The following is a 20,761-nucleotide window of genomic DNA, read 5'->3' on the forward strand; positions in this document are numbered from 1 at the left end:
TCTCGGCCGTGCGTTCCGGTAACCAGGTCGTGGCTTCGTCCCGTCGCCCTCGAGGCTTCCGGGGGTTCTCAGCTTGGGCCCTCGACTGCTAGCACTCTCTAGCTGTGAGTGCTAAGGATTCTACCCGCAGAACCCCCATCGGTGACAAGGGGGCCGCTCACCGGGCTTGCCCCGAGGCTGCGGTACGGTCCTCGCCATGCCCGCGATGCCACGAAGCTCGGTGAACTGGACCCGCAGGTACACGGCCGTCCGGCTCGGGTTCCCCGCGTGGACGGAGGCGTTCCCCGGCCGCGTGGCGTTCGTCTCGACCGAGAGTGGGATCTGGCAGGTATGGACGGCCGAGGCGACGGGCGAGCGGCGCGTTCGCCTCAGCGACGAGACCGTCGGTGTCGAGGCCGTCCTCGTCGCTCCGGACGGCCGGATCGTGTGGTGGCGCGACGCGACGGGCGACGAACGCGGCACCTGGGTCGGCGTCGATCCCGAAGGTGGCACTCCCGCGGCTCTGGTCGAGGGGATCCCCGCCGGCTGGAGTACCGGGATCTCGTTCAGCGGTGACCTCGTCGCGATCGGGGTGGCGACCGGCGAGGAGTATCGCGTGTACCTCGCAACGGGCGACGGGCCACCGCGGATCCTGACGCGGAGCCAACAACCACTCGGTGTCGGTCGCCTCGACGTTCCCGGCTCAGGAGGGCTGTCGGCCGACGGACGGCTCCTCTGCGTCCGCGAATCCGAACACGGAGACATCGTGCATCAAGCCCTCCGCGTCGTATCGACGGACGATGGGGCGACGGCGGGCGAGCTGGAGGACGCGGGGTCGCATCTGGACCCGGTCGGTTGGAGCCCGGTCCCCGGCGACCGGAGGCTCGCGTTCACTTCCGAACTCGCCGACTTCGAGCGACCGGCGATCTGGGATCTCGCCACCGGCATCCGCCGCGACCTCGAGGTGGATCTTGCCGGGGCCGTGATCCCGCTCGGATGGTGGCCGGACGGATCGGCGATCCTCGCCCGGCAGGAGCACGAGGGACGGGACCGCCTCGTCCGCGTGAACGCAGAGACGGGCGCCACCGAGATCGTCGCCGACACCGGTGGCGAGATCATCGAAGCGGCCGTGCGGCCGGACGGAGAGATCTGGCTCGCGACGAGCGACACCGAGCGCCCGCAGCACACGGTCACCTCCGGTGGCCGGGTGGTCCTGGCGCCACCCGGCGAGCCCGCTCCGACGGGACGGCCGTACGCACCGTTCTGGTTCGACAATCCACACGGCCAGGCGATACAGGCCTTCGTCGTCACCCCGGTGGGAACGGGTCCGTTCCCCACGGTGATCAGCGTGCACGGCGGACCGGAATGGCACGAGCGCAACCGGTACGACCCCGAGGCCCAGTCGCTGGTCGACGCCGGGTACGCGGTCGCGCTCGTGAACTACCGCGGCTCCACGGGATACGGCGTCGCGTTCCGACGCGCGCTGTACGGCGACCCCTGGCTGCCCGAGACCGAGGATGTGATCGCCTGTCTCGACGCTCTGATCGCCGCGGGGATCACCGACCCCGACCGCGCGGCGTTCTCCGGCTGGTCCTGGGGAGGATGCCTCGCCTGTCTCACCGAGGGGCTGCATCCCGATCGCTGGAAGGCGGTCGTCGCAGGGATCCCCTCGGGGGACTTCGTCGCGGCACACCACGCCTCGATGCCCGAGATCAAGGCCTACGACCTCGCGCTGTACGGCGGGACGCCCGAAGAGAAGCCCGAACTCTGGGCGGAACGCAACCCGATGACCTTCGCCGCGAGGGCGAAGGCTCCCGTCCTGGTGATCGCGGGGGAGAGCGACCCCCGGTGTCCGCTCGAGGGGATCCTTCCGTGGGTCGAGGCGGTACGCGCTGCCGGCGCCGACGCGCAGCTGATCAGGTACGCGGCGGGTCATCACGCGAACGCGACCGACCAGCAGGTTGCGCACATGGCTGGGATCCTCGACTTCCTGGCCCGCCACCTCTGATCCGCCGGGTCGGGCGCCCGCGGCGTTAGACGTTCCAGGCCGAGACCCGGTCGAAGGGAACCTCCACGATCATCGAGGTCCCCGCGTCGATCGGAGCCTGGGCCTCGTACTGCTCGAACTTCCCGTAGAGCAGGTTCCGTCCTCGCTCGAAGTCCGGACCCGACTCCAGGAACAGCACCGGTCCGTGAACGATCACCTGCCGCAGCGCCGCCCAGTCCTCCGAGTACTCGTCGAAGCCGATCGCCACCCAGTCATTGAACCGCATGTTCCGGACCTTCTGCGTGTCGATCTCGGTCGCGAAGACGATGCGATCCATGTCGAGCACCGTGCAGATCGGAACGACGTGCGGCATGCCGTCGGGCTTGACCGTCGCGAGCGCCGCGACACGGCGCGCGGAAACGAAGGACGCCTGCGCGGGAGAGAGCCGATCGGGCACGAGAGCTCCCCCGGCCTCAGTCGTCGGCGCCGCCGGCCTCGACCTCCTGCTCGATCTGCTGGAGGATCTCCCCGTTCTGCAGCGTGGTGACGTCGCCGAGCGGGCGGCCGCGGGCGACGTCGCGGAGCAGACGCCGCATGATCTTCCCCGAGCGGGTCTTGGGCAGGTCGGGGGTGAAGATGATCCCGTGCGGACGCGCGATCTTGCCGATCAGCGTCGCGACGTGCTCGCGGAGCTCCTTCGCCACGGCTTCGTCGCCTTCGACCCCCGACTTCAGGGTCACGTAGGCGACGATCGCCTCGCCGACGAGCTCGTCCGGGCGCGAGACGACCGCTGCTTCGGCGACCTTCGGGTCGTCGACGAGAGCCGACTCGATCTCGTAGGTCGACAAGCGGTGGCCCGCGACGTTCATCACGTCGTCGATCCGCCCCAGGAGCCAGTACGAGCCCTCCTCGTCCCGCTTCGCACCGTCCCCGGCGATGTAGGTCTCGGGACCGTACATGTCGAAGTAGGTCTGCACGTACCGGTCGTCATCACCCCAGATCGTCCGCGCGATCGCGGGCCATGGGCGCTTCAAGACGAGATACCCACCTCCCCCGAGCGGAACGGGGTCCCCGAGTTCGTCGTACACATCCGCCTCGATACCGGGGAACGGATCGGTCGCCGATCCGGGCTTGAGACGGGTGACGCCCGGGAGCGGCGTGATCAGGATCGCTCCCGTCTCGGTCTGCCACCACGTGTCGACGACCGGTGCCCGTTCGCCTCCGATGTACTTCCAGTACCAGATCCACGCCTCAGGGTTGATCGGCTCCCCGACCGAGCCCAGGAGCCGGATCGACGACAGGTCGTGCGCCTCCGGGTACTGCGTTCCCCAGCGCATGAAGGCACGGATCGCCGTCGGCGCCGTGTACAGGATCGTGGCTCGGTAGCGCTCCGCGATCTCCCAGAGACGGTCCTTGTCGGGGAAGTCGGGCGCGCCCTCGTAGAGGATGCCCGTCGAGTGGTTCGCGAGCGGGCCGTAGACGATGTAGCTGTGGCCGGTCACCCAGCCGATGTCGGCCGCGCACCAGTAGACGTCGTCCTCGTGGATGTCGAAGATCAGCTTGTGGGTCGTCGCGACCTGTGTCAGGTAGCCACCGGTCGTGTGAACGATGCCCTTGGGCTTGCCGGTCGTGCCGCTCGTGTACAGCAGGAACAACAGGTCCTCGGCCGCCATCTCCTCGGGTTCGCATTCGGTGGATTGCTCCGCGATCAGCTCGTGGTACCAGTGGTCACGTCCCTGCACGAACGGATGCTCGGTGCCGGTGCGCCGGACGGTGATCACGTGCTCGATCGTCGGTGTGTCCCGCAATGCCTCTTCCGCGTTCTGTTTCAAGGGCACGACCGCGCCGCGACGCCAGCCGCCGTCGGCGGTGATCAACACCTTCGCGCCCGCGTCGTTGATCCGATCCTTCAACGCCTCGGCGGAGAACCCACCGAACACGACCGAGTGTGGAGCGCCGATCCGAGCACAGGCCAGCATCGCGACGGGCAGCTCCGGGACCATGCCGAGGTAGATGTTCACCCGATCGCCCTTGCGGACGCCGAGCTGCTTCAGGCCGTTCGCGAACCGGCACACCTCCTCGTGCAGCTCGGCATAGGTGACGGTTCGGACATCCCCCTCCGGCTCTCCCTCCCAATGGAACGCGACCTTGTCGCCCCCGCCGGCCTCGACGTGCCGGTCGAGGCAGTTGTACGAGGCGTTCAGCGTGCCGCCGTCGAACCAGCGGACCCACGGCGGCTTCCAATCCATCACGGTGTCCCAGGTTCGGAACCAGCTGAGTCGTTCGGCCTGCTCGGCCCAGAACGCCTCGGGATCGGCGGCGGCGTGCTCGTAGATCGTCCGGTCCGTGACGAGGGCCCGTGCCCGGAATCCCTCCGAAGGCTCGAAGACCCGCTTCTCGTTCAGGAGCGCGTCGATCGTCTGCTCGACCTCGGTCATCCGGCATCCGTTCCTTTCCTCGGTTCCTCGCTGCGGACCTGGCGATCCGGGCAGGTGACAGGCGTCCGCGCGAGCGTGGGAGGAGCATCGTAGTCCCGCCTCCCGATCCGCGCGAGATGCCCTCCCAGGCACGGGCTCGGTCGCCGCAACGGGCCTCGCGGCGACGATCCAGGGATGCGGCGAGCCGCCACCGCGGAGCCCGGGGGTGCGCAAGAGGTTGCGCAAGGGGTTGCGCGAATGAGCGACCCTCGTGCGTGACGGTACTTGCATCCCCGCAGGGTTGGGGGGAGCATCAGGCACGAGGTTGCCCGACTGGGCAGCCTCGAAGCGCGCCTGAGGGGGCCGTAAGGCGGAAGGAGGCCGGACGTGGCCGAGTACGAGGCGTACTGCGTGAAGTGCCGCGAGAAGAGGAAGTTCGAAGGCACGGAGACCACGCTGAAGAACGGACGGAAGGCCGCGAAGGGCCAGTGCCCCGTGTGCGGTACGAACGTGATGCGGATCCTGGGGAAGTCCGGCTAGATCCCCCCGACGACCCGGGTCCTGCGTGCAGGGCTCGGGTCGTCCGGTTCCGCGCTCCCCCGCCTCAGTTCAGACGGGACAGCAGCTGGTCGGGAGAGAACACGGTCGGCGCCGTCGACGCGGCGTGCCGGGCCGCCAGATCGGCGATCGTCGTTTCGTCGAACACGCGTTGGACCGCCAGTGCCACGTCAGCCCAGAACCCCTGCAGCCCGCACCTGCTGTCTTGGAAGCAGGTGTGATCCTCCGGACTCAGGCAGAACATCGGAACCGTCTGTCCCTCGATCGCCTCGGCCACCTCGGACATCCGGATCTGGTCGGGCGGCTTCGCGAGCCGGCATCCACCGCCCGCCCCACGGAAGCTCTCCACGAGTCCGGCCTTCGACAGGGATCCGAGCTGCTGTTCGAGGAACCGCAGCGGAACCTGCTGCTCCTCGGCGATCTCGCGCGCCGGGATCAGGTGACCCTCTTCGCGACGCAGCGACAGCTCGATCAATGCCCGGATCGCGTATTCGAGCTTCTGTGAGACCTTGAGCACCGCACCGTCTCCTGCGACGAGGTCGGAAGGCCAGAGTAGGGTTAGGTCCACCTTCCGTCAATGATGACCAGCGCAAACGCATCGATCCGACCCCTCGGGGGCGGCTCCGGGCAGCCGCCGGACTCCCGTCCGCGGGTGCTCTACGCGGACCTGGACGGCACGCTCGTGGGACCTGGAGGATCGCTGTTCGCCGCAGGCGACCCGTCGCCGTCGATCCGCGCTGCGGAGGCCGTTCGGTCGCTGCACGAGGCGGGCGTGGAGCTGGTGCTCGTGAGCGGCCGCGGACGGCCGGGGCTCTTCGAGCCCTCCCGGATCCTCGGGGCCGACGCCTTCATCGCGGAGCTCGGCGGTCTGCTCGTGGAGCGGATCTCGACCGAGGAGATCGTCGTCCCGAACTTCGGAGCCTTCGAGGGAACGGGAAGCCCCTACGAAGCGATGGCCCGGACGGGGGCGGCCGCGTTCCTCCTCGAGCGCTTCGAGGGGTTCCTCGAACCCTTCCGGCGGTTCAACCTCCCAAGCGCCCGCGTCGCCTCGATGCTGTTCCGTGGGTACGTCGACCCCGCCGAGGCCACCGAGGCGCTCGGATCCGCGGGATACGGCTGGCTGGCCGTCCACGACAACGGCCGGGTGCACGGCGGATCTCCCGCGCTGCGGGTCACGACGCCGCACGCGATCCACCTCACGCCGAAGGGGGTCGACAAGCCGTCGGCGATCGCGCTGCACCGAGCACGCCATGGGATCGAACGCGAGCACGCGGCGGCGGTCGGGGACTCCCGGTCCGACCTTGCGATGGCCTCGGAGGTCGGCACCGCGTTCCTCGTGGCCAATGGGGTGGCGGGGGACATCGAGGACGCACCGGCGAACGCATGGGTCACCGCGTCCGTCCACGGGGATGGGTTCGCCGAAGCCGTGGCGTGCCTGCTGGGCTGAGCGAGCAGCGGCCCTCCGCCGAGGCAGCACCGAACCGTTCCCACGACGGGATCCTCGGCCGCGACTAGACTCGCCGTCGTGCTCCCCACCGTTCCCGTTCCGCCCAAACGCCTCGACGACCTGCTCGCCGACACGGGAGAGGAGGCGGTCGAGCGACTGCGGGAGGCGGCCGAGCCGCTGAAGGGCGCTCGGATCCTCATGCTGAACAGCACCGCGTTCGGAGGCGGGGTCGCGGAGCTGCTCCAGACGCAGGTGGGGATCCTCCAGGACCTGGGGATCGAAGCCGTCTGGGCCGTCATGGAAGGCGCCGACCCCTTCTTCGACGTCACCAAGACCGTGCACAACGGCATGCAGGGCGCCGAGGTCGCGTGGACCCGCGGCATGGAACGCACCTATTGGGACACCGCCCGGGAGAACGCAGAACGACTCGTCGATGAGCGCTTCGACGTCTGGTTCATCCACGATCCCCAGCCCGTCGGGATCCGGCGGATCCTGGCAGAGTACGGACACGACGACGGCACCTGGATCTGGCGTTGTCACATCGACCTCTCGGACCCTAACGCCGCGGTCTGGGGGTTCTTCGAACCGTTCGTGAACGCCTACGACGGTGCGATCTTCACGATGGAGGAGTTCTCCCAGCCGGGGCTTGACGGCCCCGAGGTCGCCTTCATCCCGCCGTCGATCGATCCGACGTCGGCGAAGAACGTCGACCTGTCCACCGCGACGGTCCACGACCTGATCGCGACCTTCGGGGTCGACCCCGATCGTCCGATCGTCACGCAGGTCTCGCGATTCGACCCGTGGAAGGATCCGATCGGCGTGATCGATGTCTACCGCGTCGTGCGCGAGGAGGTCGGCGATCTGCAGCTCGTGTTGGCCGGATCGATGGCGCACGACGACCCGGAGGGGATGCGCTACCTCGACCTCACCGAGGAGCACCGGCGCGACGACCCCGACATCCATCTGCTTACCAACGTCCAGATGGTGGGCAACACCGACATCAACGCCTTCCAGCGAGCATCGGTCGTGGGGATCCAGAAGTCGCTGCGCGAGGGCTTCGGCCTCGTGGTCGCCGAGGCGATGTGGAAGCGCAAGCCGGTCGTCGGCGGCAACGTCGGCGGGGTCCGCCTCCAGATCGAGGAGGGCAAGAGCGGCTACCTCGTCGACTCGGTGGAGGACTGCGCGCAGCGGACGATCGAGCTGCTCCGCGACCCGGATCTCTGTCGAGCGATGGGGGAGGCGGCCCGGGCCCGGGTCCACGAACGGTTCCTCACGACCCGCGAGCTGGAGGACTACCTCCGCCTGATCGGACGTCTGGCCGGCGGGGGAAACGGCTCGGGAGGCGACGGCGTGTGAGCGACACCTCGGTGGACCGCGGCCCGCTCGTCGTTGCGTCCAACCGAGGTCCAGTGACGTTCGAGCTCGGCGCGGACTCGTCCCTGTCGTGGAGCCGCGGGAGCGGGGGACTGGTCACCGCGCTCACCGGCGCCCTCGAGGACACCCACGGCGAGTGGGTCGCCGCCACGATGAGCGAGGGGGACGTCGAGGCCGAGCGACGTGCGGGCAACAGGCCGATCGACCTCGGTCCCGACGGTCTCGACCTGCGGATGCGCTTCCTCGAGGTGCCGCCGGAGATCTACGACGGGTACTACAACGGGATCGCGAACGGCGTGCTGTGGTTCGCGTTCCACTACCTGTGGGACACGGTGCGCTCGCCCACGTTCGTCGAGGAGACGTTCGATGCCTGGGATGACTACGTTCGCGTCAACCAGATGTTCGCCGACGCCCTTGCCGAGGACACGACCGAGGACACGACGTACCTGATCCAGGACTACCACCTGGCGCTGGTCCCGAGGATGCTCCGCGAGCACCGTCCCGACGCGCTGATCGCCCATTTCTCGCACACACCCTTCGCCGGTGCCAGCTACATCCGGATCCTGCCGAACCGGATACGGGACGAGCTGCTCCACGGCATGCTCGGGGCCGACGTGCTGGGGTTCCAGGGACACGACTGGGCGGAGAACTTCCTCAACGCCGCACGGCTGCTCCCGAGCGCGCGCGTGGACCTCACCCGCTCGCGGATCCGCGTCGAGGGACGCGAGGTGCTCGTGCGGGCCCATCCCGTCTCCGTGGACGCCGCCGCGCTGCGCCAGACAGCGGGAACGCCCGAGATCCGGCAACGGCGCGCCGAGTTGGCCGGATGGCGTGGCGACGCGAAACTGCTACTGCGTGTCGACCGGCTCGAACTCTCGAAGAACATCCCTCGGGGGTTCATCGCCTTCGAGCGGATGCTCGAGCGAGAGCCCTCGTGGCGCGGCCGGGTGAAGTTCCTCGCGATGCTTTCGCCCTCGCGTCAGGAACTGCCCGAGTACCGGACCTACGGCGACGAGTGCCGCGAAGAGGCAGAGCGGATCAACCGGAAGTACGCGACGAAGACCTGGACCCCGATCGAGGTCCGGATCCGCGAGGACTACGAAGGCGCGCTGGCCGCGTACGCCGAGTACGACGCCCTCCTCGTGAATCCGGTGTTCGACGGCATGAACCTGGTCGCCATGGAAGGACCGCTGTTGAACCGTCGCCACGGGGTGCTCGCCCTGTCGCGCAACGCGGGTGCGTTCCACCGGCTCGGGCGGTACGCGGTGCCGCTCAACCCCTTCGACATCGAGGAGACGGCCGCTGCGATCCACGAGGCGCTTACGATGCCCGAACACGAGCGCGCCCGGCGAGCCCGGGGATTGTCGCGGCTCGTGCTGGCGAACCCGCCGCACCGATGGGTGTCCGACCAGCTCGCGGATCTCGAACGCGTGCGCCGGCGACGGGTCGCGCGCGCGGCTGCGGTGTGATCACCGGCCCGAACGAGGATCAGACGAGCGTCCGGAGCAGCTCGACGAGACCCGCGGGCCCCTCGACACGCAGATCCGCGGCGGCCGCCAGCTCCGGGGGGGTCTCGAGGCCGAGCACGGCAACGCGCACCACATGAAGACCGCCGGCCGTCAGGCGCCCGAGTGCTGCGAACGCGTCGATGTCGGCCACATCGTCGCCCGCGAACAGGACGGCATCGAGCGCCGCGGTCCCAACGAGCCGCTCCACGACCCCGCCCTTCATCGGCCGGTCGGGCGGGACGAGCTCGAGCACCATCTTCCCCTCGATCAGCTCCATCCCACCCTCGATCGCCACCGGGTCGAGCATGGCCACGAGGGTTCGACGGGCGGCGGTGGGGTCGGGCGCCTGACGATAGTGCACCGCCAGCGACACGCCCTTGTCTTCGACCCATGCCTCGGGAACGATGCCGGCTGCCGAGTCGACACGGGGTCGGATCGCATGCGTCAGCTCCGATGCGGCGTCTTCCAAGCCGTAGAGGCCCTCGTAGACGAGCCCCGGAACGCCGATCCGCTCGATCAGCTCGGCGGAAGCCCGCCCCGAGACGACGGCCACGAGTTGGAAGCGCTCGACGAGGGCGGCGAGCACCTCGGTCGCTCCGGCTACCGGCGCCGCCTGCTCGGGCCGCGCGACGATCGGGGAGAGCGACCCGTCGAAGTCCAGGAGAATCCCCGCGCGGTCCGGCCGCTCGCGGAGCGGATCGAGCACGGTCAGGACGTGTAGTCGGAACCGACGAACACGGCGACCTGCACATCGGCGCTGATCTTCGACGGCTCGCCGTTGATCAGGATCCCCGGGGCATCGCCGAGCGGCGCGATCGTCGCGTCGCGCACCTCGAGGACCTCCTGCGCGATGTACTCCGCGGCCGCCTGGTTCGCGCCGTCGGGGTCTTCCTCGTAGTACAGGCCGGTCGTTTCGAGAGCCTCGGCCGAGTCACCCGGTTCCATCGCCTGCTGGGCTCCGTTCTTCGGCCGCGTGAGGATCACGTCGACCGTCCCTGCGAGCCCGGTCGCATCGGTCGCGTTGAAGACCGCGATGCGCAGGCCGGTGATGTCGGTGACCGGCTCGTCGCCGGTGGTGCCGGCGTCCGGGTCACCCGCGTTCTGCTGGTCCCCCGTCTGCTGCCCGCCGTTCTGCTTGTTCGGCTTCTCCTTGGTCGGAGAGGCCGCGGGCTCGGGGTTGGCGGCCACGGTGGGAGCCTCGAAGGCGTTCGCGAGCACGAGGATGCCGCCGACCACCAGCGCAACGATGAGCAGGAACCGGGACGGATTCGCCATGCGGGCATCCTATCGGACCTCCGGGATCGGGGGTTCGAACCGGGCGAGAGCGGCCGAGCGGCCCCCGGTCAGCGCTCGACGCCGAGTCGCCGCGCGTACCGCTTGCGGCGCCGCTGTTCCCGTAACCGTCGGAGACGACGGACGAGCATGGGATCGTAGGTGAGCGCGTCGGGGGAGTCGATGATCCGGTGCAGCAACTGGTGGTAGCGGGCCGCGGAGATGTCGAAGCGGTCACGGATACGACGTTCCTTCGGCCCGGGGTGTTTCCACCACTCGCGCTCGAAATCGAGGATGTCGCGGGAGCGCTCGTCGAGCGCCGAAGCGTCACCCCCCGCCTTCCCCGCGGGGACCACGCCGTCCATGTGCTCAGGCTAGCGGCGGCCGGCCTCGGTGCAAGCACCTGGAGTCCCTTCTCCGCCATCACACATCGGCGTTGCCTGGGCGAGCGTTCACGGTGAGACAATGCGACGCAAGAACGACCATCGGAGGGATGGTGGAGGACACCCCGGATCCCGGTTCCGACGACGACCCGATCTCGTCCGATCTCGTCGAGCAGCGCCGGGCCACCGCGGAGGGTCGCCGCAACGCCGATCATCGGCCGGCCGCGCAGCTCAACATGCTCCACAGCCTCGCGGCCAAGCTCGGCAGCCTGAACGACGTCGAGGAGATCGGCGGGGCGATCACGACCGAGCTCGGCACGATCATCGACTACCACAACTGCCGCATCTATCTGATCCAGGACGACGGGCGAACGTTGTGGCCGATCGTGTTCCGCGGCCAGATCGGTGAGTACATCGACGAGACGTTCGAGGAACTCTCCAGCGTCGTCGGCGAAGGGATCACGGGTCGCGTCGCCGAGTCGGGCGAATCGCTCCTGGTCGAGAACGCGCTGTGGATCGAGTGGGCGGTCACGATCGAGGGCACCGACGACATCGACGAGTCGATGCTCGTCGTGCCGATGAAGATCGGCGAGCGCGTCGTCGGTGTGATCGTTTTGTCGAGCCTCGGTGTCGGACTCTTCGACGAGGACGACCAGCGTCTGCTCGAGGTCCTCGCCGCGCACGCGGCAACCGCGTTCGAGAACGCGAAGCTCCTCCAGCGCGAGCGCGAGGCCGCGGAGACCTCGACCGCGCTGCTGGCCCTGTCGCAGGCTCTCACCCGGGTCCACGACGTCGAAGCGGTGCTGCAGACGGCGACCGAGCGCGCGGCCGAGCTCCTCCCGGGACGTCCGATCTTCACCTGCCTGCGCGACCCCGCCTCGGGCGACTACCGGCTGTGCGCCGTCCGGGGGTTCGACATCGACGCGGCGCGCGCCGCCGGGGGCTCCGTGGACATCGACGCGGAGAGCGTGGACCCGCTGTTGCTGTCGGTCAACGAGCCGTTCGTGATCTCGCGCGAGCGGCTCGAACAGCTTCCGGAACGGTACCGACTGGGCGGGGGCGATCCGAGCGACGTGCTGGTTGCGCCCGTCCGATTCGAGCCGGACGGGTTCGCGGCGATCGGGATCGTGGCACCAACGGTCGACGCCGGCTTCTCCGAGCGCGACCATCGGCTCGCCCAGGGACTGGCGGACCTGACGTCGCTCGCGCTCGGCAACGCCCGTCGCTTCGGCGAGCTCGAGCGCTTCTACGAACTCGTGGAGGGCACCGATGCGGTGTTCTGGGAGGCCGACCCCCGCACCCTGCGGTTCACGTTCCTGTCGGGCAGGGCCTCCGAGGTGCTCGGAGACCTGGGCGAGGACCCGCACTGGGGCGACCATGCGATCGAGGCCGACCGCGGGCAGGCGATCGCGCGGATCCGCGGAGGAACGCGTGACCGCCGATCGGTGATCGCGGAGTACCGAGTCGGCGAGGGCGAGCGCGCGATCTGGATCCGGGACCTCGTGAGCGTCGTCACCGATCCCACGGGCGAGGTCGAGCTCGTTCGCGGCATGATGGTCGACATCACCGAGCGGAAGCGCGCCGAGGAAGCGCTGAAGGTCAGCGAACGGAAGTACTCGGAGGCGTTCGAGCGGGAACGAGAGGCGGCGACCCGGTTGCGCGCGCTCGACGAGATGAAGAACACGTTCCTCGAGGCGGTGTCCCACGATCTCCGCACGCCGCTGACCTCGATCCTCGGTTCCGCGATCACCCTCGAGCGCACGGCGCTGGACATGCCGGCTGACGACGCGCTCGATCTCGTCCATCGGATCGCGACGAACGCGCGCAAGCTCGAGCGCCTGCTGGGAGACCTGCTCGACCTCGATCGTCTGCAGCGCGGCATCATCGCGCCGCAGCGTCGCCCGACCGACGTGGGCGCGTTGGTGCGGCTCGCCGCGGAACAGACGGAGCTGCTCGGCGGCCGCGAGGTCGAGATCGACGCGACGCCGGTGATCGCGTCGATAGACGCGGCCAAGGTCGAGCGGATCGTCGAGAACCTGCTCGTGAACGCGGCGCGGCACACGCCGCTCGAGGCCAAGCTCTGGGTCCATGTGCTCGCGTTCGGCTCTGGGGTCGAGGTCGTCGTCGAGGACGACGGGCCCGGCGTCCCCGAGGCACAGCGGGAGGCGATCTTCGAGCCATTCCGTCAGCTCCCGGGAGCCGCCGATCACTCCCCGGGCGTGGGGATCGGCCTGTCTCTCGTAGCCCGCTTCGCCGAGCTCCACGGCGGCCGGGCCTGGGTCGACGAGCGCCCGGGTGGCGGCGCGGCGTTCCACGTGCAATTGCCCGGTGGATGAGGGCCCCGGAGCTCGATCGTCGGGCCTCTAGGTCTTCGGTCGTACCCGAACGGGGGACACAGGCCTACCCCGGAACGGGTATCGGAAATACGACGGTCGGACCCTGTGGTGAGGGCGGCCGATATGCCGATGCTCAGGTAGCTAGTTAGAACCGGGCCGGGGTCCGAGTAGGGGAGGCCGCAGGATGGCAGCCGTACGCACCGCACCGCAGCAGCCCGCACCGCTGAGCCGCGACGCACTCTTCCGGACGATCGGCCCCCTGATCGGCACGGCCTACCTCGGGTTGTGCTCGATCGTCTTGCCGAACGCCACGGGCGACGACGGCGCGATGCTCCTGAAGGCCGCAACGCTGACGACGATCACGGTCGCGGCCATGCTGATCGTCCCCTGGCACCGGCTGCCGCGTGCCGTGCAGGTGGCGCCCGCATTGATGTACGTCCTCGTGGCCCTGCTGATCCGCGAAGGAACAGGCGGGGCGACGTCGATCTTCGCCCAGCTGATCCTCGTTCCGATCCTGTGGCTCGCCGTGTACGGCAGCCTGGGCGAGGTGGTACTCGGGATCGGCGCGATCGCGCTGGCGATGGTGGGATCGCTGCTGCTGACCCCGGACCCGAAAGGAGCCGTCACCGGCACGATGCTCCTGGTCGTTGTCGGGGCCGCGGTCGGCGTCGGCGTCCAGCGTCTGTTCGCCTTCCTCCGACTGCACGCCGACCAGCTCGACCTGATGGCGCGAACCGATCCGCTGACGGGTGCAAGCAACCGTCGCGCCTGGCAGGAAGAGCTCAACGAGGCGATGGACGAAGCCGAGGAGAGCCACATGCCCTTGTGCGCGGCCTTGATCGACCTCGACCACTTCAAGGAGTTCAACGACGAGCGCGGCCACCAAGCGGGCGACCGTCTGCTGAAGGAGGTCACCGCTCGCTGGCGCAACCAGCTGCGTGAGGGCGACATCCTGGCCCGGCTGGGAGGCGACGAGTTCTCGATCCTGTTGAAGGGGTGCCCCCTCGACGCGGCGCAGGGGATCGTGCGCCGGCTCGTCGAGGACCTGCCCTACGGTGCATCGTGCTCGACCGGTCTCGCCCACTGGGACGGGGAAGAGGGCGGCGAGGGGCTGCTGCGCCGCGCGGACGAGGCCCTCTACGAGGCGAAGGGCGCGGGGCGAAACCGCATCAGCGTCGCTCCCTGATCCGCAGGTTCCGCAGGTCACACGGCGTCGCCCACGCGCGCCGCAACACGACCTTCACACGCTCGTCGATCGCGCATCCTCGCAGGTCGCACGCACACGTCTTGCCCTGCGGAAGACTGTCGGGCGAAAGACGGTTGTGGGCACTCCGGGCGGCGGGTACGGTGAGCCATCCGTTCCGCGCGCTCGGCCCGAACACCTTCATGACCAGCGACGACGACCCGATGGACGCCCCCGACGACGCCCCCACGACGCTCTCCGCCCCGCCCGGGGCCGACGGCGTCGTGGACCTGCCCGCGACCGAGCAGGCGGCGCGCAGGCGGGTGAGCGAGACGCGGCGCCCCGGGAAGCGGGCCACCAATACCCTGGTCCGGGTCGCAACGAAGTTCGCCACGTTCCTGGTCGCGCTGTTCCTGTTCATCCTCGCGCTCCAGTTGATGAAGACGGGCGCCAAAGCCGTCGCGCCCGGCATCGAGGGCAGCTTCCTGTTCTCGAACGGGGCCTCCACCCTCGGGTTCGGCTGGATCTCCGCCTACGTGGTGCTGTCGGGTTCGCCCGTCGCTGCGACGTCTCTCGCGTTGTTCGACGGTGGCGTGATCTCCCCGTTGGAGACCTTCACGATGCTCTCGGGGTCGCGGCTCGGCGCCTCGTTCATCGTGCTGCTCACCGGCTTCCTCTACGCGCTCCGCAACCGGGGACACAACCGCCGGGAATCGATCGGGATGGGAGTGCTCGCGCTCTCGCTCACGGCGATCGTGTACCTGCCGGGATTCGTGATCGGCTACTGGTTGCTCTCGAGCGAGGCTCTGTCGGGGATCCGGTGGCACGCGTCCGAGGACCTGCTCGGCGTCGTCGACTACGTGTGGGGCCCCGTCGAGCGGTTCCTGTACGGGCTCGTTCCCGGTTCCTCGGCGACGGCGGCCGACCCCGAGCTGTGGGTGATGTTGCCGATCGGACTCGGGGTGCTCCTGCTGTCATTCAAGCTGTTGGACCGCGCGCTTCCGCAGATGAGCGGCTCTGAGCGCCGGGCAGACCGGCGCACCGAATGGCTCAAGCGGCCGTGGCCGATGTTCCTGATCGGCTGCCTCGTGGCGACCCTGACCCTATCGGTCTCCGTCGCGTTGACCGTTCTCGTGCCGCTTGCGAGCAAGGGGATCGTCAAGCGTCGAGAAGCGATCCCCTACATCATGGGCGCGAACATCATGACCCTCGCCGACACGCTCGTTGCCGCGATGATCCTGGGGAATCCGGTCGCGGTGCAGATCGTGCTCGCGCAGGCGATAGGAGTCACGATCGTGACCCTGGTGATCCTCGCGTTCATCTACAAGCCGACGGCCGACGGGGTCCTGAGCCTCGACCGGTGGGTGGTCGGCACGAATCGCCGGCTCTGGGGGTTCGTCGGCGCCCTGCTGCTGCTCCCGTTGCTGCTGATCCTGTCGGGTCTGTTCGTCGGCGGCACGTGATCGAGCGGTGATAGGCACCCGGCTCCTGATCCACGACGGATCGATCGTCGACGGTTCTGGAGGCGCCCCCTTCCGGGGTTCGGTCGTCGTCGAAGGCACGAGGATCGCCGCGGTCCTTCCCGAAGGCGCGCCGGTGCCCTCCGACCTCGAGCGGATCGACGCCGCGGGCCGCGCGCTGTGCCCGGGGTTCATCGATGTGCACACCCATTCGGATCTCTCGCCGTTCGTCGAGCCGTGGATGGACTCAGCCCTGCGTCAAGGGATCACGACCGTCGTCGTCGGGAACTGCGGGGCATCGCCCTGGCCCGTGGCCGGCGCGCCCGAGATGGCGGTTCTCACCGGCGTCGAGCCGGCATCGATACCTGCGACGTGGCCGGGCTTCGGCGCCTACCTCGCCGCCGTCGACGCGTGCCACCCGGCGCTCAACGTCGCCGCTCTCGTAGGTCACGGCGCGGTACGTCAGGAGATCCTCGGGACCGAGCGCCGCCCGCCCGATCCCGCCGAACTCGGGCGCATGCGATCTGTGGTGCGTGAGGCGATGGCGGACGGTGCGGCGGGGCTGTCTACCGGCCTGGTCTACATACCGGGGATGTACGCGAACACCGACGAGATCGTGGCACTTGCCGAAGAGACGTCCCGCCACAGCGGGGTGTACGCGAGTCACATCCGAGGGGAGGGAGTGCTGCTCTTCGACTCGGTCCGGGAGGCGATCGAGATCGGGCGACGGGCGGGCGTTCCCACTCACGTCAGCCATCTCAAGCTCGAGGGAGCGGGCGTCTGGGGCCGCGGGACCGAGCTGCTCGAACTGCTCGATCGTGCGCGCGAAGACGGACACGACACCACGGCCGACCAGTACCCCTACACGGCTTGGGAATCGGAGCTCTGGAGCCTTTTGCCCCCCTGGGCGCCTCCCGAGGCACTCACGGAGGTGCTCGCCGATCCGAGCGAGCGGGATCGTCTCGAGCACGCCGTCGCCGAAGGGGAACCGGGGTGGCAGAGCTCGATCGACGGGGTCGGATGGGACCGCATCATCGTCTCCACGCACAGCGGTGACGCCTCGACGCAGGGCCGTTCGATCGCCGACATCGCTCGGGAGCGAGGAACCGATCCGTTCGATGCGGCGACGGCGTTGCTCGTGGCCGATCGGGACACCGGCGTGATCGGCCACGCGATGCGCGAAGAGGACGTCCGGCAGATCTGCGCGCGCAACGACGTCCTCGTCGCGTCCGATTCGACCGCGATGTCTCCCGCGGGACCGCTGGGCGCCGCTCCGGTGCATCCCAGGACCTACGGCACGTTCCCGAGGGTGCTCGGTCCCTACGTCCGCGAGGGGGTGCTGTCTCTGACCGCGGCGGTTCGCAAGATGACCGCGCTGCCGGCCGAGCGGTTCGGCCTCGTGGGGCGCGGCACGATCGCAGCGGGCTCGTTCGCCGACCTCGTGCTCCTCGATCCGTCCCGCGTCGCCGATCGTGCAGGGTTCGGCGCACCGCATGCGTTCCCTGACGGCATCGACCTCGTGATGGTCGGCGGAGCCACCGCATGGTCGGCCGCGCAGGGCAACGGCGAGCGCGTCGGGCGAACGCTCAAGCGGGGCGGATCCCCGACCGCGTAGCGGCGACATCGGGGAAGGGATAGACGGAACCTCGAGCCGGCGGTCGGATTCGAACCGACGACCTAGCGATTACAAGTCGCTCGCGCTACCGGACTGCGCCACGCCGGCGTCCGGTCGAGTCTACGCGCTCGGTGCCCGTCCGCCGTCAGCTCCGGCCTGCGACCGGACACGCGAAGGAAGCACGTACGCGTACAGCACGGCGGCCAGCGACGCGGACGCGTTGAGCGAGGTGACCCGCCCATGCATCGGGAGCGCGACCAGCGTGTCGCAGCGTTCGCGGGTGAGGCGCGCCATGCCCTCACCCTCGCTCCCGACCACGACGGCGACCGGTCCCGAGGGACACGCGTCGTCGTAGATCGACGAGCCGGCTGCGTCGTCCAGGCCGACGACCGAGAAGCCGCGGTCGGCCAGCCGATCGAGCGCTCGCGGGATGTTCGCGACGTGGGCGTGCGGCAGGTGCAGCAGGGCTCCCGACGACGCGGTCACGGCCGCCGCCGTCACGGGGGCCGCCCTCCGCACCCTGGTGATGAGCATCGCCGATCCCACGGCTTCCGCGGATCGGGCGGCCGCGCCGAGGTTCTGCGGATCGGTGACGCCGTCGAGGACTACGACGACCGCGTCCGGTTCGAACGGCCAGGTCCCGAGCTCTCGCTCCGAGAGCCGGCGCGTCGGAGCGACCCGTGCCACGACGCCTTGGTGATCCTTCGCGCGCTCATCGAGCTGGCGCCGAGGCACTTCGCGGACCTCGAGGCCCGCTTCCCCGGCCTGGGTGAGCACCTCACGCATCCCCTGCGTCGCACGCGCACCCTCCGCCACGAGGAGCTCGCGGGCGCGACCGGAGCGGATCGCCTCGGCGACCGATCGCCTTCCGGAGACGAACGAGCCCTCGGACGGCAGGCTCACCCGGGTCCCGCGAGGAGCATCGCGATCGCGATGCACGCGACTCCGTCGCCGTTCAGACCGAGCCCCTCGGGGCGCGTCCCCTTCACCGAGACCGCGCCGGCGTCGACCCCCAAGACGGCGGCGAGAGACGCACGCAGATCTCCGCGTCGTGGAGCGATCGCGGGGCGGTCCGCCAGCACCGTCGCGTCGCAGGACACCGGGTGAAGGCCCTCGGCCCTGACGAGGGCGGTCGCTCGCCCGAGCAGCTCCGAGCCGGCGATCCCCTCGACGGACGCATCGGTGTCGGGGAAATACGTGCCGATGTCCCCCAGGCCCGCGGCACCGAGCAGCGCGTCGGCGATCGCGTGACACACGACGTCGCCGTCGGAGTGACCGGCGACGCCCGGCTCCCCCTCGAAGTGCACTCCACCGAGCAGCAGAGGACGGTTCGCATCCCGAGGATGCACGTCGAAACCGAGACCGATCCGCGGGACTCCGGCGCGTTCAGGCACGGGTCGCTCCGGACATCAGGGCATCGGCGCGACGGAGATCGTCCGCGTTCGTGATCTTGAAGTTCTTCTCGTCGCCGGGGATCACCACGACCCTCCCGCCGTCCGCCTCGACGGCGGCGGCGTCGTCGGTGAACACCTCGCCCGTCGCGGCCGCACGCTCGTGCGCGGAGCGGAGGGCCGGCGCCCGGAACGCCTGCGGTGTCTGCGCCGCTCGGAGGTCATCTCGCGGCACGGTTTCGGCGACCACACCGTCCCGGACCCGCTTGATCGTGTCGTGCATCGCCACGCCGGGAACCACGCCGTCGGCGCCGCTCACCCGCAAGGCGTCGATCACCTCGGTGAATGATGCCGGCGGTGCGAGGACCCGCGCCGCGTCGTGGCATACGATGATCTCTGCGCCGTCGGGGATCGCACGGAGTGCGGCGGCCACCGAACCATGCCGCGAGCCGGCACCGGCGACGACCGCCACGGGGACTTCGACCCCCTCGAGCAGTCGCGCCGCCTGTTCCTGCATCCCGGCGGGAACGGTGACCACGAGCGCGTCGACGGCCTCGCTGCGTCCCGCAGCGGACGCCGCCACCTCGACGATCGGCCGACCGCCCACCTCGGCGAAGGCCTTGGGCACCTCGGCATCCAGCCGGCTGCCCGATCCGGCCGCGAGCACGACGACGACCGAGCGCGCGGCAGCGGGAACCGCCGAGCCGGCCGTGCTCACGGTTCCGAGGTCGCGAGCGTGGCGAAGACCATCCTGCCGGTGGTGGTCTGGATCACGTTCGTGACGCTGACCGAGACGTCGTCGCCGATCCGTTGCTTCGCGGACTCGACGACGACCATCGTGCCGTCATCGAGGTAGCCGACGGCCTGATCGTGTTCCCTGCCCTCCTTCACCAGATGCAGGGGGAGGGCATCGCCCGGGGAGACCGGGAGCCGGAACGCCGACGCGAGCGCGTTCACGTGCATCACCGGGACCCGGACGGCCTCGGCGACCTTCGAGAGGTTCGCATCGACCGTGATCAACTGTGCTCCACGCTCACGGGCGAGGCGTACGAGCGCCGCGTCGACATCCCGCACACCGGCCTCCTCGACGAGGCGCACCTCGACGGTCGGCATACGTTGCAGCTCCGCGAGGATGTCCAGGCCCCGACGGCCACGCGTGCGGCGGCGCGGATCGGACGAGTCCGAGATCGCTTGCAGTTCGGTCAGCACGCCCTCGTGCAGCAACAACGTGCCACCGACGAACCCCGTGTTCGCGAGGTCGGCGATGCGTCCGTCGATCAGGGCGCTCGTGTCGACCACGATCAGCTCACCCGAGGTCCCACCGGTCGCGCGGGGCTTCAGGCCGATCACGCCGAACAGCTCGTCCGCCTTCGATCGTGCGAGGCCGAACCCGAGGGAGCCGAACGTGAGGTAGGCGAACACGATCGCCGGCCACGCGGCGGCCGTCGGCAGGCGGAACAGCGGGAAGGTGATCAGCGCCGCGACGATCATCCCGAGGATCATGCCGACCGTCCCGGCAGCGAGCTGGTGGCCGGGCATGCGGCGGAGCTCGTGCTCCATCCCCCCGACGGCCCGCGCGGTGACACGGCCGAGGACTCCACCGACCACGTACCCGACGGCGGCGCCCAGGAACACGAACAGCGCGAGCCGGGAGGATGACGATGCCCTTCCCTCGGCGGTCTCGGTGCCGATCGTGTAGCCGGCGGTCCCGAGCAGGGCGATGAAGATAAGACGGACGCCCTCGACGAGCCTGCCGCGCGGCGCCGATGACCGGCGGCGCGGTCGATCGGCCTTCGGTTCTACGTCGTCGGGACGGCGGGACTCGCGCACCATAGGAGCCTCTCCTGCCGG

Annotated in this window: 19 protein-coding genes and 1 tRNA gene; 9 read left to right on the forward strand and 11 right to left on the reverse strand. The window is 69.6% G+C overall.

All coding sequences use genetic code 11. The annotated features are described in order from the left end of the window. The first annotated feature begins 196 nt into the window (after positions 1-196). Positions 197-1,987: a prolyl oligopeptidase family serine peptidase gene (locus WEF05_01935; protein ID MEX1100661.1), complete on the forward strand. Its 1,791-nt coding sequence runs from the start codon at positions 197-199 to the stop codon at positions 1,985-1,987. 25 nt (positions 1,988-2,012) lie between these two features. Here the strand turns inward: WEF05_01935 and WEF05_01940 are convergent, their stop codons facing one another. Both WEF05_01940 and acs read right to left on the reverse strand, forming a co-directional pair. Beyond that, positions 2,013-2,423 (reverse strand): pyridoxamine 5'-phosphate oxidase family protein, encoded by a 411-nt coding sequence (locus WEF05_01940; GenBank protein ID MEX1100662.1) that lies wholly within the window; start codon positions 2,421-2,423, stop codon positions 2,013-2,015. Positions 2,424-2,439: 16 nt separating this feature from the next. Beyond that, the gene (acs, locus tag WEF05_01945; GenBank protein ID MEX1100663.1) at positions 2,440-4,404 is read right to left on the reverse strand and encodes an acetate--CoA ligase; all 1,965 of its coding nucleotides are present in this window, start codon (positions 4,402-4,404) and stop codon (positions 2,440-2,442) included. A 366-nt stretch (positions 4,405-4,770) separates the two neighbouring features. Here acs and WEF05_01950 point away from each other — a divergent pair, with 366 nt between their 5' ends. Next, a complete protein-coding gene (locus WEF05_01950) occupies positions 4,771-4,923 on the forward strand; it encodes a DUF5679 domain-containing protein (GenBank protein MEX1100664.1) in 153 nt (50 codons plus the stop codon). A gap of 64 nt (positions 4,924-4,987) precedes the next feature. Here the strand turns inward: WEF05_01950 and WEF05_01955 are convergent, their stop codons facing one another. Then, positions 4,988-5,458, reverse strand: a complete 471-nt coding sequence (locus WEF05_01955) for an Rrf2 family transcriptional regulator (protein ID MEX1100665.1) — start codon at positions 5,456-5,458, stop codon at positions 4,988-4,990. Between the two features lie 135 nt (positions 5,459-5,593). On the opposite strand from WEF05_01955, the gene WEF05_01960 reads away from it, so the two are divergent. From WEF05_01960 to WEF05_01970, 3 genes are all read left to right on the forward strand, one after another. Next, complete coding sequence (locus WEF05_01960) at positions 5,594-6,388, forward strand: HAD hydrolase family protein (GenBank protein MEX1100666.1); 795 nt, start codon at positions 5,594-5,596, stop codon at positions 6,386-6,388. A gap of 78 nt (positions 6,389-6,466) precedes the next feature. Continuing rightward, entirely contained in the window at positions 6,467-7,744 is a 1,278-nt protein-coding gene (locus tag WEF05_01965) for a glycosyltransferase (protein MEX1100667.1), read from the forward strand. Beyond that, positions 7,741-9,231, forward strand: a complete 1,491-nt coding sequence (locus WEF05_01970) for a trehalose-6-phosphate synthase (protein ID MEX1100668.1) — start codon at positions 7,741-7,743, stop codon at positions 9,229-9,231. Before WEF05_01965 ends, WEF05_01970 begins: the two co-directional genes overlap by 4 nt. A 19-nt stretch (positions 9,232-9,250) precedes the next feature. Here WEF05_01970 and otsB read toward each other — a convergent pair whose 3' ends face one another. From otsB to WEF05_01985, 3 genes are all read right to left on the reverse strand, one after another. Beyond that, the gene (gene otsB / locus WEF05_01975; GenBank protein MEX1100669.1) at positions 9,251-9,976 is read right to left on the reverse strand and encodes a trehalose-phosphatase; all 726 of its coding nucleotides are present in this window, start codon (positions 9,974-9,976) and stop codon (positions 9,251-9,253) included. A gap of 2 nt (positions 9,977-9,978) precedes the next feature. Then, entirely contained in the window at positions 9,979-10,545 is a 567-nt protein-coding gene (locus WEF05_01980; protein MEX1100670.1) for a LytR C-terminal domain-containing protein, read from the reverse strand. A gap of 68 nt (positions 10,546-10,613) precedes the next feature. Beyond that, positions 10,614-10,907, reverse strand: coding sequence for a DUF3263 domain-containing protein (locus tag WEF05_01985; GenBank protein MEX1100671.1), 294 nt, complete (start codon positions 10,905-10,907; stop codon positions 10,614-10,616). A 128-nt stretch (positions 10,908-11,035) separates the two neighbouring features. Here WEF05_01985 and WEF05_01990 point away from each other — a divergent pair, with 128 nt between their 5' ends. The 4 genes from WEF05_01990 (at position 11,036) to WEF05_02005 (ending at position 17,519) form a co-directional block, all read left to right on the forward strand. After that, positions 11,036-13,261, forward strand: a complete 2,226-nt coding sequence (locus WEF05_01990) for an ATP-binding protein (protein MEX1100672.1) — start codon at positions 11,036-11,038, stop codon at positions 13,259-13,261. Positions 13,262-13,445: 184 nt separating this feature from the next. Continuing rightward, on the forward strand, positions 13,446-14,447 hold the full coding sequence (locus WEF05_01995) for a GGDEF domain-containing protein (protein ID MEX1100673.1): 1,002 nt from the start codon (positions 13,446-13,448) through the stop codon (positions 14,445-14,447). A 161-nt stretch (positions 14,448-14,608) separates the two neighbouring features. Beyond that, positions 14,609-15,907 (forward strand): hypothetical protein, encoded by a 1,299-nt coding sequence (locus WEF05_02000; GenBank protein MEX1100674.1) that lies wholly within the window; start codon positions 14,609-14,611, stop codon positions 15,905-15,907. 7 nt (positions 15,908-15,914) lie between these two features. Beyond that, positions 15,915-17,519, forward strand: coding sequence for a D-aminoacylase (locus tag WEF05_02005; protein ID MEX1100675.1), 1,605 nt, complete (start codon positions 15,915-15,917; stop codon positions 17,517-17,519). Between the two features lie 34 nt (positions 17,520-17,553). Here WEF05_02005 and WEF05_02010 read toward each other — a convergent pair. From WEF05_02010 to WEF05_02030, 5 genes are all read right to left on the reverse strand, one after another. Beyond that, positions 17,554-17,627: transfer RNA gene (locus tag WEF05_02010), tRNA-Thr, on the reverse strand. A 12-nt stretch (positions 17,628-17,639) separates the two neighbouring features. Next, entirely contained in the window at positions 17,640-18,422 is a 783-nt protein-coding gene (rlmB, locus tag WEF05_02015) for a 23S rRNA (guanosine(2251)-2'-O)-methyltransferase RlmB (protein MEX1100676.1), read from the reverse strand. Further along, the gene (ispF, locus tag WEF05_02020) at positions 18,419-18,913 is read right to left on the reverse strand and encodes a 2-C-methyl-D-erythritol 2,4-cyclodiphosphate synthase (GenBank protein MEX1100677.1); all 495 of its coding nucleotides are present in this window, start codon (positions 18,911-18,913) and stop codon (positions 18,419-18,421) included. Before ispF ends, rlmB begins: the two co-directional genes overlap by 4 nt. Then, positions 18,906-19,628: a 2-C-methyl-D-erythritol 4-phosphate cytidylyltransferase gene (gene ispD, locus WEF05_02025; GenBank protein ID MEX1100678.1), complete on the reverse strand. Its 723-nt coding sequence runs from the start codon at positions 19,626-19,628 to the stop codon at positions 18,906-18,908. The genes ispF and ispD overlap by 8 nt, the downstream gene beginning before the upstream one ends. Continuing rightward, a complete protein-coding gene (locus WEF05_02030) occupies positions 19,625-20,740 on the reverse strand; it encodes a PIN domain-containing protein (protein MEX1100679.1) in 1,116 nt (371 codons plus the stop codon). The genes ispD and WEF05_02030 overlap by 4 nt, the downstream gene beginning before the upstream one ends. Between the last annotated feature and the right edge of the window lie 21 nt (positions 20,741-20,761).

The organism is Actinomycetota bacterium (genome assembly GCA_040881665.1).
In the GTDB taxonomy this organism is placed as follows: Bacteria; Actinomycetota; UBA4738; order UBA4738; family HRBIN12; genus JBBDWR01.